Raw genomic sequence first — 16,715 nt, forward strand, 5'->3', positions numbered from 1 at the left:
GCGCGGCTCCCGCCGGGCCTTAGCCCTTCGCCGCCGTTTTGGGCTTTGCCGCAGCCTTCGGCTTGGCGGCAGCCTTTCCGGTTGCGGCCTTTGCAGTTGCGGCCTTGGCCGCGGGCTTCTTCGCCGGGGCCTTTGCCGCCTTGGCCTTCGTGCCGCCGCCCTTCACGCCGCTGGCCTCGGCCTTGGCGTTGACCAGTTCGACCGCCTGTTCGAGCGTCAGGCTCTCCTGCGTCATCGTCTTGGGCAGGGTCGCGTTGACCTTGCCCCAGTTGACGTAGGGGCCGTACTTGCCGGCGCGCACGACGAGCTTGCCGCCGCCGGGATGCTCGCCAAGATCGCGGCCCGGCACGGCTGCACCTCTGCCGAAGCGCCCGCCGCCGGCACCGCTCTCCTTGGCGACGATCAGGTCGATGGCGCGGTTGCCGCCGAGCTGGAGGACGTCGTCGTCCTTGTCGATATTGGCGTAGGTCTTGCCGTGCTGGACGTAAGGGCCGTAGCGGCCGATGCCGACCAGGATCGGCTCGCCGCTCTCGGGATGCTTCGCCACCTCCTTAGGCAGCGCCAGCAGGGCGAGGGCCTTGTCGAGGTCGACGGCTGCCGCGCTCATGCCCTTGGGCAGGCTCTGGCGCTTCGGCTTCTCGCCCTCGCCGAGCTGGACATAGGGGCCGAAGCGGCCGTCGCGCAGCGTGACGTCCTGCTGGGTGACCGGGTCCTTGCCGAGGATGCGCACGCCGGGCGTGCCCTGGCCGCCCTCGGCCGTTGCCTCGCCGTCATTGGCGGGGACGGAGAGGGGCCGCGTGAAGCGGCATTCCGGATAGTTCGAGCAGCCGACGAAGGCGCCGAACTTGCCGAGCTTGAGCGAGAGCTGGCCGGTGCCGCAGGTCGGGCAGGTGCGCGGATCGCTGCCATCGCCCTTGGCCGGGAAGATGTGCTCGCCGAGCACGCCGTTCAGCGCCTCCAGCACCTCGGTGACGCGTAGCTCTTTGGTGCCGGCGATCGCCTTGGTGAACTCCTCCCAGAACTCGCGCAGCAGCGCCTTCCAGTCGATCTCGGCGTTGGAGACGCGGTCGAGCTTCTCCTCCAGGCTCGCCGTGAAGTCGAACTCGACATAGCGCTTGAAGAAGCTTTCGAGGAAGGCGGTGACCAGCATGCCCTTGTCCTCGGGCACGAGCCGCTTCTTATCGATGCGGACGTATTCGCGGTCGCGCAGCGTCCCCAGCGTCGCGGCATAGGTCGAGGGCCGGCCGATGCCGAGCTCTTCCATGCGCTTGACCAGGCTCGCTTCGGAGAAGCGCGGCGGCGGCTCGGTGAAGTGCTGGTCGGCGGCGATGTTGCGCTTTTCGAGCGGGTCGCCGGCCGCCATCGGCGGCAGCTTCTTGCTGTCCTCGTCTTCCTCGTCGTCGCGGCCTTCCTGGTAGAGCTTCAGGAAGCCGTCGAAGAGCACGACCTGGCCGGTGGCGCGCAGGTCGAGCAGGCGGGCGCCGACCTTCGCGGCGATATCGACCGTGGTGCGCTCCAGCGAGGCCGATTCCATCTGGCTCGCGATGGTGCGGATCCAGATCAGCTCGTAGAGCTTGGCCTGCTCCGGTTCGAGCTGGCGCGCGACCATGGCCGGCAGCCGGGCGAGATCGGTCGGGCGGATCGCCTCGTGGGCCTCCTGCGCGTTCTTGGCCTTGACCGTGTACTTGCGCGGGGCGCTCGGGACGTATTGGTTGCCGAACTCCTTGCCGATGACGCTGCGGGCGGCGGTGATGGCGCTGCCGTCCATGTCGACGCCGTCGGTCCGCATATAGGTGATCAGGCCGACGGTCTCGCCGCCGATGTCGACGCCCTCATAGAGCCGCTGCGCCACCTGCATGGTGCGGGCCGGGGCCATGCCGAGCTTGCGCGATGCCTCCTGCTGCAGCGTCGAGGTCTGGAAGGGCGGGTAGGGGTGGCGCTTGACCGGCTTGGCCTCGACCTCGGCCACGTTGAACAGGGCCGTCTCCAGCGCCGCCTTGAAGGCCTCGGCCTCGGCGCCGGTGCCGATGTCGAGCCTCGTGATCTTCTTGCCGTCGGCGCCGACGAGCCGCGCGTCGAAGGTCGCGCCGGTCTTGGTCGCGAGCGTCGCCACCAGCGACCAGTATTCGCGGGCCCGGAAGGCCTCGATCTCACGCTCGCGGTCGCAGACCAGGCGCAGCGCCACGGACTGCACGCGCCCGGCCGAACGGGCGCCGGGCAGCTTGCGCCAGAGCACCGGCGAGAGCGTGAAGCCGACGAGATAGTCGAGCGCCCGGCGGGCGAGATAGGCATCGACCAGCGCCTGGTCGATCTGGCGCGGATTGGCCAGCGCCTTCTGCACGGCGTCCTTGGTCACGGCGTTGAAGGTGACGCGCTCGACCGGGATGCCCTTCAGCGCTCGCTTCTCGTTCAACGCCTCCAGCACGTGCCAGGAGATCGCCTCGCCCTCGCGATCCGGGTCGGTCGCGAGGATGAGCTTTTCGGCACCCTTGACCGCCTTGACGATCTCCGCGACCTGCTTGGCGCCGCGCCCCTCGATCTCCCAGAGCATCTTGAAATCAGCTTCGGGATCGACCGAGCCGTCTTTCGCAGGCAGGTCACGGATATGCCCGAACGAGGCGATAACCTCGTAGTCGGAGCCGAGATATTTGTTGATCGTCTTGGCCTTGGCCGGCGACTCGACGACGAGGAGCTTCATGGCGGTTTCAGTCTCGTAGGGCAAAGGGCGGGGCAAGCACGCAACGTGCCTGCTCGGCCGAGCTTGGCGCCGGGGCGCTGCTGCAGGTTCGGAATTGCGCGCGAAGGTGGTTCAGGCCGTCCGCTCTGTCAAACGCCGATTGTGCTTTTCGGCGCCGGACGGACCCGTTACCAGCGTCGGCAACCAAGATGGGGAGGGCACCGTGTCGTCGCAAGCACAGACCAGACGGGTGACCGCGCAGGATATCCGCCAGCGCAAATCCGGCGAACCGATCGTCTCGCTGACCGCCTATACCGCGCCGATGGCGGCGATCGTCGACGAATTCGCCGATTTCATCCTGGTCGGCGACTCGCTCGGCATGGTCGTTTATGGCTTCGACAGCACCGTCCCGGTGACGCTGGAGATGATGATCCTGCACGGGCAGGCCGTGATGTGCTCGACTCGCAAGGCGCTCGTCGTGGTCGATTTGCCCTTCGGCAGCTACGAGGAAAGCCGCGAGCAGGCCCTGCGCAATGCTGCGCGCGTCCTCAAGGAGACCGGCTGCGGCGCGGTCAAGCTCGAGGGCGGCGTGCGCATGGCCGAGACCGTCCGCTTCCTGGTCGAGCGCGGCATTCCCGTGATGGGCCATGTCGGGCTCACCCCGCAGGCGGTCAACGTGCTCGGCGGCTTCAAGGCGCAGGGACGCAGCAAGGCGGAATGGCCGGCGATTCTCGCTGATGCCGAAGCGGTCGCGCAGGCCGGCGCCTTCTCGCTGGTGGTCGAGGCCGTCTCGGAGCCGCTGGCGGCCGAAATCACCCGCCGCGTCGACGTGCCGACCATCGGCATCGGCGCCTCAGTCACCTGCGACGGGCAGATCCTCGTCCTCGACGACATGCTCGGCCTGACCGGGCGCGTGCCAAAGTTTGTCAAGACCTACGGCAATCTGGCCGAGGCGGTCAGGAATGCGGTCTCGGCCTATGCCGATGAGGTCAAGGCGCGGCAGTTCCCCAGCGAGAGCCATGTCTACTCCTTGAAGCCGGAATGAGAACTCTCCTGGAAAAGCTTGCCTGAGGCCGGTGCTTCCGCTTGCGTGGGCCGCGACTCGCGCTTACACAGCGGTCTTCAAATGACATCGCCAGCGCCGCTCTATCCGCACCGCCATCTCCTCGGGATCGAGGGTCTGTCGCATTTGGATATCGAGGCGCTGCTCGACCGGGCCGAGACCTATGTCGCGCTCTCGCGGCAGGTCGAGAAGAAGACCGCGACCCTGCGCGGCCGCACCCAGATCAACCTGTTCTTCGAGCCCTCGACGCGCACGCAGGCCTCGTTCGAGCTCGCCGGCAAGCGGCTCGGCGCCGACGTCATGAACATGTCGGTCGCGTCCTCCTCGGTGAAGAAGGGCGAGACGCTGATCGACACCGCCGCGACGCTGAACGCGATGCGGCCCGACATCCTCGTCGTGCGCCATCACGCCGCCGGCGCGGTCAACCTGCTGGCCCGCAAGGTCGACTGCTCCGTGGTCAACGCCGGCGACGGCGCCCACGAGCACCCGACGCAGGCGTTGCTCGACGCGCTCACCATCCGCCGCAACAAGGGTCGCATCGCCGGCCTCACTGTCGCCATCTGCGGGGATATCCTGCATTCCCGGGTGGCGCGCTCCAATATCATCCTGCTCAACGCGCTTGGCGCGAAAGTCAGACTCATTGCGCCCTCGACCTTGTTGCCCGCGGGCATCGAACGCATGGGCCTTTCCGTCTTCACCGACATGAAGAAGGGCCTGGAAGGCGCTGATATCGTGATGATGCTCAGGCTCCAGCTCGAACGTATGCACGGCGCGTTCGTCCCCTCGTCGAAGGAATATTTCCGCTATTTCGGGCTCGACCGCGAAAAGCTCGCGCTCGCTCAGCCCGATGCGCTGGTCATGCATCCCGGCCCGATGAATCGCGGCGTCGAGATCTCCTCGGAGGTCGCCGACGGCGCGCAATCGCTGATTCGCGAGCAGGTCGAGATGGGCGTGGCGGTGCGCATGGCGGTGCTCGACGCGCTCGCACAGCATCTGCCCAATGGCTGAGGTCGATGGACCTTTTTCTTGGCTGGCTGCTGCGACAGATGCGCCGGGCGCGCTACGTCTTCGTCGGGCTCTACCTGGTAAGCGCGAGCGGCTTCCTCTTCGCCGATCCGAGCGCCGGCTGGACCTGGTTCATCGTCATTTCCGGGGCGCTGCTCTGCTTGCTCTTCTGGGGGCTGGTGGCGTTCTGGACGATGCTGTTCACGCAGAAACAAGACGCTAAAGCGGAGCTTCGACGCGACAATGCCTGAGATGCGCGAGCTTGCGATCGTCAACGCCCTGCTGGTCGACCCGGCTTCGGGCCGGCAGCAGCGTGGCGCGCTCCTGCTGCGCGGCGGAGTCATCGCCGACGTGGTCTGGGGCGAGGCCCCGGCGACGGGCGAGGGCGTGAAGCGGCTCGATGCCGGCGGCCTCGTGGTCGCGCCCGGCCTCGTCGACCTGCGCGCCTATCTCGGCGAACCCGGCGCCGAGTTCCGCGAGACGCTCGGCACCGGCTCGCAGGCCGCCGCGGCCGGTGGCGTCACCACCATCGTCTGCCGGCCGGATACCGACCCGCCGATCGACGATCCGGCCATCATCGACTTCATCAAGCGCCGCGCCCGCGACAAGGCGATCGTCAACGTCCTGCCGGCGGCGGCCCTGACCAAGGGCATCGCCGGCAAGGAGATCACCGAGTTCGGCCTGCTGCTCGAGGCCGGCGCCGTCGCCTTCACCGACGGCGCCAAGGCCGTGAAGAACCCGCAGGTGATGCGCCGCGCCATGATCTACGCGCGCGATTTCGACGCGCTGCTGATCAACCACGTCGAGGACCCCGACCTGCGCGGCGATGGCGTGATGAACGAGGGCGAATTCGCCAGCCGCAAGGGCCTGCCGGGCATTCCGGTCGAGGCCGAGACGATGATGCTGGAGCGCGACATCCGCCTCGCAAGGGCGACCGGCGCGCGCTACCACGCCGCGATGATCTCCTGTGCCGAATCGGTCGAGCTGGTGCGCCGGGCCAAGGCCGAGGGCGTCCGCATCACCTGCGGCGTCTCGATCAACAACCTGACTCTGAACGAGAACGACGTCGGCGACTACCGCACCTTCTGCAAGGTCTCGCCGCCGCTGCGCCATGAGGACGAGCGCCTCGCCATGGTTGAGGCTTTGGCCGAGGGCGTGATCGACGTGATCGTCTCCGATCATGACCCGCAGGACGTCGAGACCAAGCGCCAGCCCTTCAGCGAGGCCGCCAACGGCGCGCTCGGCATCGAGACCATGCTCTCAGCCTCGCTCCGGCTGCTCCATGCCGGTCAGATCGAATTGCCGGCCCTGCTGGCGGCGCTGTCGTCGCGGCCGGCCGAACTGCTCGGGCTGCGCTGCGGCAAGCTGGCAGTCGGCGCGCCCGCCGACCTGATCCTGCTCGATCCCGATGCGCCCTATGTCGTCGACAAGCGCAAGCTCAAGTCGCGCGCCAAGAACTCGCCCTTCGACGAGGCGCGCCTGCAGGGCATCGTCCAGGCGACGCTGGTCGCAGGCGCAGTGGTCTACGAGGCCGAGCCGGTCTAGGCTAGGAACGTGGCGGCGGAGCGGGGAGCGGCATGCCGGAATTGGTGAACCTGGGCCTGTCCTGGCCCGTGATTCTGGCGGCCCTGGTCATCGGCTACCTGCTGGGCTCGATCCCCTTCGGCATCGTGCTGACGCGGCTCTCCGGCGGACCCGACCTGCGCAGCATCGGCTCGGGCAATATCGGCGCGACCAATGTGCTCCGCACCGGCAACAAGAAGCTGGCGGCGCTGACCCTGCTCGGCGACATGCTGAAGGGCACGGTCGCGGTCGTTCTCGCAACCTACCTCTTCGGCTCGCGCGAGGCGGGGCTGGTTGCGGGGCTCGGTGCCTTCCTCGGCCATCTCTTCCCGGTCTGGCTGAACTTCAGAGGCGGCAAGGGCGTCGCGACCTATCTCGGCATCCTGATCGGCGTGAAGCTCTCGATCGCGCTGGTCTTCGCCGCGCTTTGGCTCAGCACCGCCTATCTCACCCGGTATTCCTCGCTTTCGGCGTTCGTCGCCAGCCTGCTGACGCCGCTGCTGCTCTGGTTCTGGGCGGGGCTGCATATGGCGGCGCTGCTGATGGGTGTGCTGACCCTGCTGCTCTGGTTCATGCACCGTGAGAACATCAAGCGCCTGCTCGCCGGCAGCGAGGGCAAGATCGGCCAGAAGGGCTGAGGCGGAATGGCTGGCATCGCGCTCACCGATCGCCAGCGCCTCGATTGGCTGCGCCTCATCCGCAGTGAGAGCATCGGCCCGCGCACTTTCCGCGCCCTGACCAACCGCTTTGGCAGTGCCGCGGCTGCGCTCGATGCCTTGCCCGATCTGGCGCGGGAGAGCGGACGCAGAATCCGTATCTGCACCATCGCCGAGGCCGAGCGTGAATTCGAGGCGATGCGCCGGCTCGGCGCGCGTTTCATCGCCCTGGGCGAGCCCGACTACCCCATACCGTTGCAGGCGATCGACTCAGCGCCGCCGCTGCTTGCCGTATTGGGCGAGGGGGCGACGCTCCTGCGTCCCTGCGTGGCGCTGGTCGGCTCGCGCAACGCCTCGGCCGCCGGGATGAAGTTCACGGCCAGGCTGGCGCAGGAGCTTGGCGAGGCCGGCTTCGTCGTGGTCTCCGGGCTGGCCCGCGGCATCGATACGGCGGCGCACACTGCCAGCCTGGAAACCGGCACGGTCGCGGTGCTGGCCGGCGGGCTCGACGAGGTCTATCCACCGCAGAATCTCGGGCTGTTCGAGCGCCTGCAAGGCACCGGCGCGGCGGTCAGCGAGATGCCGCTCGGCTGGGCGCCGCGCGGGCGCGACTTCCCGCGCCGCAATCGGCTGGTCTCGGGGCTGTCGCTCGGCACGGTGGTGGTCGAGGCCGCCCGCAAGTCGGGCTCGCTGATCACGGCGCGCTTCGCCAACGAGCAGGGCAGGCAGGTCTTCGCCGTGCCGGGCTCGCCGCTCGATCCGCGCGCCGAGGGCGGCAATCACCTGATCCGCGAAGGCGCGACGCTCTGCGCCGAGGCTGCCCATGTCATCGAGGCGCTGACGCCGTTGCTGAGCCTTGAGGCACCGTTCCCATCGGAGTTGACGCTGATGCGCGAGGATGGCGGCTCTGAGGCGCCCGAATCGCTCTGGGACGAGCTCGATCTGCCCGAGATCGCGTCGGCGCCGCTGGCGGCGCTCGCCACCGCAGCGACCTGGGCCGAGCCCGCGACGCGGCCCGAGGCCGGCCCGCGCGATATCCGCATCAGCCTGCTGGGCCTGCTCGGCTCGGCCCCCGTCTCGATCGACGATCTGGTTCGCGCCAGCGGGTGCCCAGTGCGGGAGGTGAGCCGCGCACTTGTCGAGCTCGAACTCGACGGCACCGTCCTGCGCCATCCCGGCGGTGCGCTGACCCGCGCGGTTTGACCTCAGGCTAGAGCATCGGACCGAAAAGTGGAATCCGGTTTTCGGAACAATCCGATGCAATAACAAAAGCCTAGATCGCCACTTTGCGTCCGGTAGGACGCACGGCGATCTAGCCGCGCTGCCAGCGCTGCGCCTGGGTGCCTGCTTCCTGCCGGGCCATGTCGAGCAGATAGAACAGGTGCCGCAGCTCGGCTGCCCGGGCCATGCTGCCGAGCTCGCCGAGCAGCTGTTCGATATGACCGGCGGCCTCCGAGCGCAGCCATTGCGCGTGCGGCTGCGTCGCGTGGCAGCCCAGCGGATCATTGGCTGGCCTCGGCGGCGTGCCGAAGGACCCGGTCTCGCTCTGGACGCGAACGGCGTCGCTCATGCTTTCGGGCGGCATCGCATACCTCACTGGCTGTATGTGGCCAATGATGCAACTTTTGGTTTAAGGAATGGTATGTGCCGCGGGCCAAGATCGCCGGCGTCCTTTCGGACGCAGAATCGGCGACCTGGCAATTTGATCTAGCATCGGATTGTTCCGAAACCGGATTCCACTTTTCGGTGCGCTGCTCTAGCCCGATTCGGCGCGGGCCTGGCGGCTCTCCACCTGGACCGATGCCTCGAGCCGCGCCATGTCGATGAAGTAGGCGAGTCCGTCCAGCTCGGCCGCTTGGGCCATCGCCCGCAGGTCGGCGCAGATGCTCTCGGTATATTCGGCAACCTGGAGTTGAAATCGATTCCGCTCTGCCGGGCTCATCTCGGTCAGCGTGCGCCGTGCCGGATTCGGTATCTGCGGATCCGATGGCATGGCATTGTTTTCATTGATGGTTTCGGCCGCTTGAGCCGGTTTCTGGTTTCGCGGGTTCATGACGATAGGCCCCTCGCAACGAGCGCGAATGGCCCGCCTGCGGCAGTGTCGTTTCCAGACAATTGCCGATAACGATGCGTAACGCAATCTTTGCGTGCATGATATTCCGGGCGCAACCGGATTATCCGAGCAGCAGCACCGCAACGGGCAGGGTGGCGAGTGCGAGCAGGGTCTGCATCGTGGTGATCTCGGCCATGAGGGGCGCGTCGCCGCCCATGTCGCGCGCCAGGAAATAGGCGGCCGTCGCCGTCGGCACCGCGGCGGCGATCACCGTGATGGTCAGCGCCGGGCCGGAGATACCGAACTGCCGCGCCAGCGCCCAGGCCAGCACCGGCATCACCACGAGCTTGAGCAAGATGGCGAGCCCATGGGCGAAGTTGGGCTGCCGCAGCCGGTGCAGGTCGAGCCCGGCGCCGACGACGAGCAGGCCGACGCCAAGCGAGGCGCGGCCGAGGATGTCGACATAGCTCGTCAGCGCGGCCGGCAGCATCCACTGCACCTGGTTGAGCGCGAGGCCGACCGCCGACGACCAGATGAAGGGGTTGACCGCGATCGAGCGGATCGTCTCGCTCGTGCTCATCGGCCTGCCGCCGGCATAGCGCGCCAATACCATGACGCAGAGCACGTTGAGCAGCGGGATCATCGCCGCGACCGCGATCGCCATCAGCGCCGCGCCCTCGCGGCCGTGCAGGCCGGCCGCCAGCGCCAGGGCGACGAAGGTGTTCCAGCGCACCGAGCCCTGCAGGATCGAGGTGAAGGCCGGTCCCTTGATGCCGCCGCGCTCCAGCAGCACCCGCGTCGCCAGGAGGCCGCCGGAGACGATCAGGATGGCGCAGACCAGGGCGAGCCCCATCGCCAGCACCGGCAGCTTGCTCAGGTCCGCGGTCGCCAGCGTGTGGATCACCACGGCCGGAAACAGCACCTGGTAGGTCAGGCGCTCCACCCCGGACCAATGCCCCGGCGAGACGAAGCCGCGGGCCTTCAGCGCCCAGCCGGTCGCGAGCACGAGGAAGATGGCGATCAGGCTGTTGATGATGGGAGTCATGCGGGGATCTGGCGGGCGCGGATTGCTGCCGCTGGGGCAGGGTGGGGAACAATCCAGGGGAGTGGGGGTTGGGAAAGATGGAGCCGGCGTCGAAAGGTGGCCACACCTCTCATGGCGGCGAGCACTGAACAAGCGCTTCCAATCGGCACGGGCCTGCGCCCGCCGCAATCCCGCCGCGATTGGTTCAGGCCGCATTCAACCGATCGGCCCGATGCTGCGCTCAAGTTCTGGCCGAGGCTCTTTCAAGCGAAGCGCATTCCGCTTCGCGTGAAGAGGGGGCCTCGAACCTGAGGACCATAGGAGATCAGACATGGCTTCGTTCAAGACAGCCGCCATCGCGGTTCTGACGGCCACCGCCATCGGCTCGGCCGCACTCGTGACGCCGGCCTTCGCCGAGCAGCGCAAGGTCGGCTTCGACGCCAGCCGCCTCGACAAGGCGCCGGCCGATTACAGCCAGTATTACCGCCGTGGCTGGCATCGCGGCGGCAATCGCGGCGCGGCAATTGCCGCGGGCGTCGGCTTGGGCGTTCTCGGCGCGGCTGCGATCGCGGCCAATCGCCGGGCCTATGCCGATCCGTACTACAATGACGGCTACTACGACGAGCCCGGCTATGGCTATGCACCGGTCTATGCCGAGCCGCCGGTCGTCTACGCGCCGCGCGCCCGCTACTACGCTCCGCGCTACGGCTATGGCTACATCCCGGACAATATCCGCGATCCCGCCGGCGGCAGCTATCGCTGAGCGCATAATGTAGCTGGACCGAAATCGAGCGCCGGATCGATAGATCCGGCGTTCCCGGTAGCAGTCCGGTAGCAGGTTGCGGCGTAGACCTGCCGCACCGATGGCTTTTGCATCTTGGGGGGAATTCGATGGGTTTTGTTCGCAAGGCCGTTCTGGCCGGGCTGGGGCTGGTTGCGTCCGGCGTGCTGTGGTCGGGACAGGCTTCGGCCCAGTATTATGGCCGCGATCCGTATAGCAATCGCGGCGACCGCTACGAGCGCCGTAACGAGCGCCAGGACGGCTTTGACCGGCGCGGCAGCTTTGACCGCGGCGATCGCTTCGATCGTGGCCAACGCCAGCAACGCAACCCGATGGCGGGCATGAGCCTGGATGACCAGAAGCAGGCCGTGAAGAACCACCGCGACGCGCAGAAGAAGGCGATCAAGCGCGGCTACGTGATTCCGTAGCCGAGGCTGCGCCGGATCGGAATTTACGCCGCTGCGGAGCGATCCGCGGCGGCGTTTCCATGTCAGCTTTCGGGATCGGCGGCAGGCATCCGCATCAGCCGGTCGAGCGCGCCCTGGAGGATGTAGGCGGCGGCCATCTTGTCCACGACGGCGGCGCGCTTGGCCCGCGAGGCGTCGGCGTCGAGCAGGGTCCGGGTCACGGCCATGGTCGAGAGCCGCTCGTCCCAGAAGGCGATCGGCAGGGCGGTGAGGGGGGCGAGGTTGCGGATGAAGGCGCGGGTCGACTGCACGCGCGGCCCCTCCGAACCGTCCATGTTGAGCGGCAGCCCGATGACCAGCCCGGCGACCGCATGCTTCTGCGTGATCTTCAGGAGCGCGGCGGCATCGAGCCCGAACTTGACCCGCTTGATCGTCTCCAGCGGCGTCGCGATCTGGCGTTCGACATCGGAGAGGGCGAGCCCGATCGTCTTGGTGCCGAGGTCGAGCCCCAGCAGCCGTGCATGGTCGGGCAGGTCAAGGAAGGCTTCGAGCGGCACCAGATTGGCTGACATGCGGCGCGAGTAGCACGCACCGCCCGCTGATGCGAGCGGTGCGGCATCAGGGGTTCAGTTCGCGCTCTGCAACGTCACGCCGGCGGCCTTGAGCGAAACGGCCCATTTTGCCACCTCGTCGCCGAAGCGCTTGGCGTGGGCGTCGCGGGTCCATTCGGCCTCGGGAAAGGCGTTGGTGCCGACGGCCTTGAAGCGGTCGAGCACCGTCGGGTCTTTCAATGCCGCCTTGAGTGCCCCGTTGAGCTTGTCCAGCACCGGCCCCGGCGTGCCTTTGGGTGCATAGAGCCCGTGCCAGATCGTCATTTCGAGATCGGTGCCGATCTCGCGCGCCGTCGGCGTGTTCGGCAGCACGTCGAGCCGCCCGGTCGAGGTCACCGCATAGGCGCGGATCTTGTCGCCCTGGACCTGCGGCACGGCGGTGGTCGACTGGTCGCAGAGGATGTCGACCTGGCCGGAGACGAGGTCGTTCATGGCCGGGCCGGTGCCGCGATAGGCGACCTGCGCGAACTTGGCACTGAGGGCCTGCGACATCAGCACGGCGCAGAGATGCGAGTTCGAGCCGACGCCGGCATGGGCGATGGTCAGCTTGTCGGCCTGCGCCTTGGCGAAGGGGAAGAACGCCTTGCCGTCGACCGGCGGCAGCGCCAGCTTGCCCGCCACCACCATCGGCCCGGTATTGACCAGCCCGACCGGCGCGAAGGCCGTCAGCGTGTCATAGCCGAGATTGCTGTAGAGCGAGGGCGCTGCGGCGAGAGCAAGATGGTGGATCAGCAGCGTGTAGCCATCGGCATCGGCCGAGGCGAGGCGCTTGGCGCCGGCCGTGCCGCCGGCCCCGGCGACGTTCTCGACCACGACCTGCTGGCTCAGCGTGCGGCCGATATGGTCGGCGAGCAGCCGGGCGATCACGTCGCTCGGCCCGCCGGCGGCGAAGGGCACGATCAGGGTCAGCGGCTTCGCGGGAAAGTTCTGCGCCATGGCCGGGCCCGCGAGCCCCACCGCCAGCAAGCCGGCAAGCGCAACGCGTCTGGTCGTCTCATGCGTGAGCATCTTGGCGATCATTCGTTCCTCCGGTTGTGATGAACCGCTCTGCGGCGGCTTTTATGAGCGCAGCTCCGTTTCGGAGCTAGCGTAGATCCGACAGGTAGTGAGCCTCCTCCGTCAGGCAAAGGCTGAGGCGGCGCTCGACCGGCATGCCGTCGAGCGCCAGCGCGAGCCGGTCGATCTGGAGCGCGGGCGAGCCGGCGGCGACGCCGAGCAGGCCGGCATCGTCCGCATTGAGTGCGACAGCCTTCAGGCGCTCGCGGGCATGGGCGATGGTAATGCCATAGCGCGCCGCGTAGAGGCTGTAGAGGTTGTTCGGGATCGGGCCGGCCTCCAACCCGGGGAAGAGCCGTTGCGGCAGGCTGAGCGTCTCGACGATCAGCGGCACGGTCTCGAAGGAGCGCAGCCGCCGGACGCGGATGACCCTGTCCTTGGCCGTGAGGTCGAGCGCCGCCTGCTCGGCGGCATCGGCGAGGCCGGTCTCGGCGCTTAGCACCGTGCTATCCGGAAAGCGGCGCTCGCCATTGTCCGGCACCAGCTTGAAGAATTGGAACAGGATGCGGCGCTCGTCATGCTCGGCGACGAAGGTGCCGCGGCCCTGCCTGCGCACGACCAGATTCTCGGCCGCGAGCTCGTCCAGCGCCTTGCGCACCGTGCCCTGGCTGACGCCGATCTCGGCCGCGAGCTGCCCTTCGCTCGGCAGGCCTTCGCCCGGCGCCCAGACGCCGTCGACCAGCCGGCGCACGAAGATCGCCTTCACTTGCCGGTAGAGCGGCCGGAAGCCGAGCGGCTCGGCCATGCCGGCGTCGCCGCCTCGTCCCGCGTTTTCGAGCTTGTGCACACTCATGTGTCTTATATAAGACTTGGCGAGGCGCAGGTCGAGCCCCGTCGAGAGGCGCTGCATTCCTGCCGCGAGGACCGAAGGAGGCCATCCATGAGCAAGCCCCATCTCTTGGTGCACGAAAAGAAGGACACGGTCGGCGTCGTCGTCGTCGAGGGCCTCAAGGCCGGGACCGACATGCTGGGCGTCGTCACGCACGATAATTCCGATTTCCGCCTGACCGCCAAGATGGACATCCCGATCGGCCACAAGGTCGCGCTCAAGGACATCAAGTCGGGCGATACGATCTGGAAATACGGCCAGGACATCGGCAAGGCCGTCGCCGACATCAGGCAGGGCGAGCACCTGCACGTCCACAACGCCAAGACCAAGCGCTGGTGAGCAGGTTTTTCCCATGAGTTCGCAAGGAAGCACACCGTCATCCCGGACAAGCGGCGAAGCCGCGCCGCTCCGGGATCCATCGTAGGGCTCCGGAGCTTTACGATGGATCCCGGCGCTCCGCTTCGCTGCGGCCGGGATGACGCGGTGGTTCCCCGCCTAATGCCAGACACCATCGGCTCCCTGATCGGTCGAGCCACCCGATAAGAAGAGAGGAAACGCCATGTCGATCGTCGCCAATTTCGACCTCGTGAAGGGCAAGCTCGGCCGCATCAAGGGCCGCAAGATCGAGGCGCCCGAGTTCAAGGCCCCGATGGTCAGGCGTCCCACCGGCCGCAGCCTCGATTCCTTCCACGGCTGGCGCCGAGAGAACGGCCGCGTCGGCGTGCGCAACCACGTGCTGCTGCTGCCGCTCGACGATCTCTCCAACGCCGCCTGCGAGGCCGTCGCCAACAACATCAAGGGCACGCTGGCGATTCCGCACGCCTATGGCCGCCTGCAGTTCGGCGAGGATCTCGAGATCCACTTCCGCACCTTGATCGGCACCGGCGCCAACCCGAACGTCGCGGCCGTCATCGTCATCGGCATCGAGGATGGCTGGACCAAGATCGTCGTCGACGGCATTGCCAAGACCGGCAAGCCGGTGGTCGGCTTCGGCATCGAAGGCCATGGCGACATCGCCACCATCGCCAAGGCGTCCTATGTCGCCAAGGAGTTCGTGCAGTGGTCGACCGAGCTGCAGCGTGAGAAATGCGGCATCGAGGAGCTCTGGGTCTCGACCAAATGCGGTGAGTCGGACACCACGACCGGCCTGTCCTCCTGCCCGACCGTCGGCAACATGTACGACAAATGGATCCCGCGCGGCGTCTACGGCGTCTTCGGCGAGACCTCCGAGATCACCGGCGCCGAGCATCTCTGCAAGGCGCGCGCGGCGGCGCCCGAAATCGGCGAGCGCTGGTACAAGATGTGGAAGGCCTATCAGGACGACGTCATCGAGGCGCACAAGACCGACGACCTCTCGGATTCGCAGCCGACCAAGGGCAACATCGCCGGCGGCCTGACCACGATCGAGGAAAAGGCGCTCGGCAACCTCGAGAAGATCGGCCGCGAGTGCAAGTTCATCGACATCCTCGAGCCGGCGCAGACCCCGGCGAGCGGGCCGGGCTTGTACTACATGGACACCTCCTCGGCCGCGGCCGAATGCGTGACCCTGATGGCGGCCGGCGGCTATGTCGTCCACACCTTCCCGACCGGACAGGGCAACGTCATCGGCAACCCGATCGTCCCCGTGATCAAGATCACCGGCAACCCGAAGACGATGCGGACCATGCCGGAGCATATCGACGTCGACGTCTCCGGCATCCTGCGCCGCGACCTCACCATCCCGCAGGCCGGCGACGCGCTGATCCAGAACATCGTGCGCACCGCCAATGGCCGCCTCACCGCCGCCGAGACACTTGGTCACCGCGAATTCTCGATGACCAAGCTCTATCGCTCGGCCTGACGACCCGCTAACGGGCAGGGCGGCCCGCCGGGCCGCCCTGCCTTCGATTCCTGCCGCCTTCGATTCCTGAATGAACGAGCCCGGAGCGCGTTCTTGACCGCCGCGACCTCTTCCCCGCTCAGCGCCTGGCGCCCGCTCGTCGACGGCATCGTGCTGTCGGTCGTCGTCGCCATCGCCTCCGACTATGCCGAGCCGGCGCTGAAGACGCTGCTGGGATCGCAGATCGGCATCCCCTCGGTGGTGATCGCGCTGGTGCTCGGCATGCTCCTGCACCCGCTTGCCAATGCGCCGCGCTTCGTCCCGGGCATGAGTTTCTGCGTCAAGAAGCTGCTGCGCTGGGCGATCGCGCTGCTCGGCCTGCGCATCGCGCTCGGCGACATCATCGCGCTCGGCCTCTCGACTGCGCTGCTCGTCGTCGCCGGCATGGCGCTCACGGTCGTTTCCGGCTTCCTGCTGGCGCGCTGGCTCGGCCGCGAGAGCGGCACCGGCGCGCTTGCCGGCGTCGCCACCGCCGTTTGCGGCGCCTCGGCCGCGCTGGCGACGGCGACGGTCGTGCCCGACTACAAGGGCAAATCGGCCGACGTCGCCTTCACCGTCATCGCCATGAACGCGCTCTCGACGCTGGCGATGCTGGGCTACCCGCTGATCTGCGTCTGGCTCGGCCTCAACGCCCAGCAGACCGGCATCATGCTCGGCGCCACCATCCACGACGTCGCGCAAGTGGTGGGCGCCGGCCAGTCGGTCTCGGACGAGGCGGCCAACGCCGCAGTCATCGTCAAGCTCTTCCGCGTCTTCATGCTGCTGCCGGCCGTGCTGATCGTCGGCTGGTGGCTGGCGCGCGACGGCGCCGGCAAGGTCGGCGGGCATGCCAAGGTGCCGGTGCCGGTCTTCGCCATCGTCTTCCTGGCCTTGTGCCTGCTCAACAGCGTGCTGGCGATGCAGCCGGCGCTGGCGGGCATCTATCCGCCGATCCGCGCGGGCTTGCTCGAAGCCTCGCGCTGGGGTCTGCTGATCGCCATCGCGGCGCTGGGCCTGGGCACCTCCATCGCCGCGATGGCCCGGCTCGGCTGGCGCCATCTCGCGCTGGTGACCGGAACCTCTCTCGTGATCCTCGTGGTCGTCACCGGCGGCCTCCTCGCGTTAGGCTGAG

General features: G+C 67.7%; 18 protein-coding genes. 11 read left to right on the forward strand and 7 right to left on the reverse strand.

Annotated elements, in window-relative coordinates:
- Positions 1–19: 19 nt before the first annotated feature.
- A complete protein-coding gene (gene topA / locus DWF00_RS22705) occupies positions 20–2,698 on the reverse strand; it encodes a type I DNA topoisomerase (protein ID WP_114831218.1) in 2,679 nt (892 codons plus the stop codon).
- Between the two features lie 202 nt (positions 2,699–2,900).
- On the opposite strand from topA, the gene panB reads away from it, so the two are divergent.
- The 6 genes from panB to dprA all read left to right on the forward strand — a co-directional run bounded on the left by panB (position 2,901) and on the right by dprA (position 8,167).
- Positions 2,901–3,722, forward strand: a complete 822-nt coding sequence (gene panB, locus DWF00_RS22710) for a 3-methyl-2-oxobutanoate hydroxymethyltransferase (protein WP_114831219.1) — start codon at positions 2,901–2,903, stop codon at positions 3,720–3,722.
- 81 nt (positions 3,723–3,803) lie between these two features.
- The gene (locus DWF00_RS22715; RefSeq protein WP_114831220.1) at positions 3,804–4,748 is read left to right on the forward strand and encodes an aspartate carbamoyltransferase catalytic subunit; all 945 of its coding nucleotides are present in this window, start codon (positions 3,804–3,806) and stop codon (positions 4,746–4,748) included.
- Between the two features lie 5 nt (positions 4,749–4,753).
- Entirely contained in the window at positions 4,754–4,996 is a 243-nt protein-coding gene (locus DWF00_RS22720; protein ID WP_114831221.1) for a hypothetical protein, read from the forward strand.
- 1 nt (position 4,997) lies between these two features.
- Entirely contained in the window at positions 4,998–6,290 is a 1,293-nt protein-coding gene (gene pyrC, locus DWF00_RS22725) for a dihydroorotase (protein ID WP_114831222.1), read from the forward strand.
- A gap of 32 nt (positions 6,291–6,322) precedes the next feature.
- A complete protein-coding gene (gene plsY / locus DWF00_RS22730; RefSeq protein ID WP_114831223.1) occupies positions 6,323–6,946 on the forward strand; it encodes a glycerol-3-phosphate 1-O-acyltransferase PlsY in 624 nt (207 codons plus the stop codon).
- A gap of 15 nt (positions 6,947–6,961) precedes the next feature.
- Positions 6,962–8,167 (forward strand): DNA-processing protein DprA, encoded by a 1,206-nt coding sequence (dprA, locus tag DWF00_RS22735; RefSeq protein WP_114831289.1) that lies wholly within the window; start codon positions 6,962–6,964, stop codon positions 8,165–8,167.
- A 109-nt stretch (positions 8,168–8,276) separates the two neighbouring features.
- On the opposite strand, the gene DWF00_RS22740 is transcribed toward dprA, so the two are convergent.
- The 3 genes from DWF00_RS22740 to DWF00_RS22750 form a co-directional block, all read right to left on the reverse strand.
- Positions 8,277–8,534: a hypothetical protein gene (locus DWF00_RS22740; RefSeq protein ID WP_181833311.1), complete on the reverse strand. Its 258-nt coding sequence runs from the start codon at positions 8,532–8,534 to the stop codon at positions 8,277–8,279.
- A 186-nt stretch (positions 8,535–8,720) separates the two neighbouring features.
- Positions 8,721–9,017 (reverse strand): hypothetical protein, encoded by a 297-nt coding sequence (locus DWF00_RS22745; RefSeq protein ID WP_114853076.1) that lies wholly within the window; start codon positions 9,015–9,017, stop codon positions 8,721–8,723.
- Between the two features lie 121 nt (positions 9,018–9,138).
- The gene (locus tag DWF00_RS22750; RefSeq protein WP_114831226.1) at positions 9,139–10,062 is read right to left on the reverse strand and encodes an AEC family transporter; all 924 of its coding nucleotides are present in this window, start codon (positions 10,060–10,062) and stop codon (positions 9,139–9,141) included.
- A 310-nt stretch (positions 10,063–10,372) separates the two neighbouring features.
- On the opposite strand from DWF00_RS22750, the gene DWF00_RS22755 reads away from it, so the two are divergent.
- Entirely contained in the window at positions 10,373–10,804 is a 432-nt protein-coding gene (locus DWF00_RS22755) for a hypothetical protein (protein ID WP_114831227.1), read from the forward strand.
- Between the two features lie 128 nt (positions 10,805–10,932).
- The gene (locus DWF00_RS22760; protein WP_114831228.1) at positions 10,933–11,250 is read left to right on the forward strand and encodes a hypothetical protein; all 318 of its coding nucleotides are present in this window, start codon (positions 10,933–10,935) and stop codon (positions 11,248–11,250) included.
- 62 nt (positions 11,251–11,312) lie between these two features.
- Here the strand turns inward: DWF00_RS22760 and ruvX are convergent, their stop codons facing one another.
- The 3 genes from ruvX to DWF00_RS22775 form a co-directional block, all read right to left on the reverse strand.
- On the reverse strand, positions 11,313–11,801 hold the full coding sequence (ruvX, locus tag DWF00_RS22765; RefSeq protein ID WP_114831229.1) for a Holliday junction resolvase RuvX: 489 nt from the start codon (positions 11,799–11,801) through the stop codon (positions 11,313–11,315).
- A 54-nt stretch (positions 11,802–11,855) separates the two neighbouring features.
- Positions 11,856–12,860: a tripartite tricarboxylate transporter substrate-binding protein gene (locus DWF00_RS22770; RefSeq protein WP_245974204.1), complete on the reverse strand. Its 1,005-nt coding sequence runs from the start codon at positions 12,858–12,860 to the stop codon at positions 11,856–11,858.
- Between the two features lie 64 nt (positions 12,861–12,924).
- Positions 12,925–13,689 (reverse strand): GntR family transcriptional regulator, encoded by a 765-nt coding sequence (locus tag DWF00_RS22775; protein ID WP_245974206.1) that lies wholly within the window; start codon positions 13,687–13,689, stop codon positions 12,925–12,927.
- Between the two features lie 87 nt (positions 13,690–13,776).
- On the opposite strand from DWF00_RS22775, the gene DWF00_RS22780 reads away from it, so the two are divergent.
- The 3 genes from DWF00_RS22780 to DWF00_RS22790 all read left to right on the forward strand — a co-directional run bounded on the left by DWF00_RS22780 (position 13,777) and on the right by DWF00_RS22790 (position 16,714).
- Positions 13,777–14,064, forward strand: a complete 288-nt coding sequence (locus tag DWF00_RS22780) for a UxaA family hydrolase (RefSeq protein WP_114831231.1) — start codon at positions 13,777–13,779, stop codon at positions 14,062–14,064.
- Between the two features lie 310 nt (positions 14,065–14,374).
- Positions 14,375–15,565 carry a UxaA family hydrolase gene (locus DWF00_RS22785; RefSeq protein ID WP_114831291.1) on the forward strand — a complete coding sequence of 397 codons (1,191 nt, stop codon included), beginning with the start codon at positions 14,375–14,377 and terminating at the stop codon, positions 15,563–15,565.
- A 93-nt stretch (positions 15,566–15,658) separates the two neighbouring features.
- A complete protein-coding gene (locus tag DWF00_RS22790) occupies positions 15,659–16,714 on the forward strand; it encodes a YeiH family protein (protein ID WP_114831232.1) in 1,056 nt (351 codons plus the stop codon).
- The last annotated feature ends 1 nt before the right edge of the window (position 16,715 follow it).

This window comes from Allobosea caraganae (assembly GCF_003351345.1).
GTDB classification, from domain to species: domain Bacteria; phylum Pseudomonadota; class Alphaproteobacteria; order Rhizobiales; family Beijerinckiaceae; genus Allobosea; species Allobosea caraganae.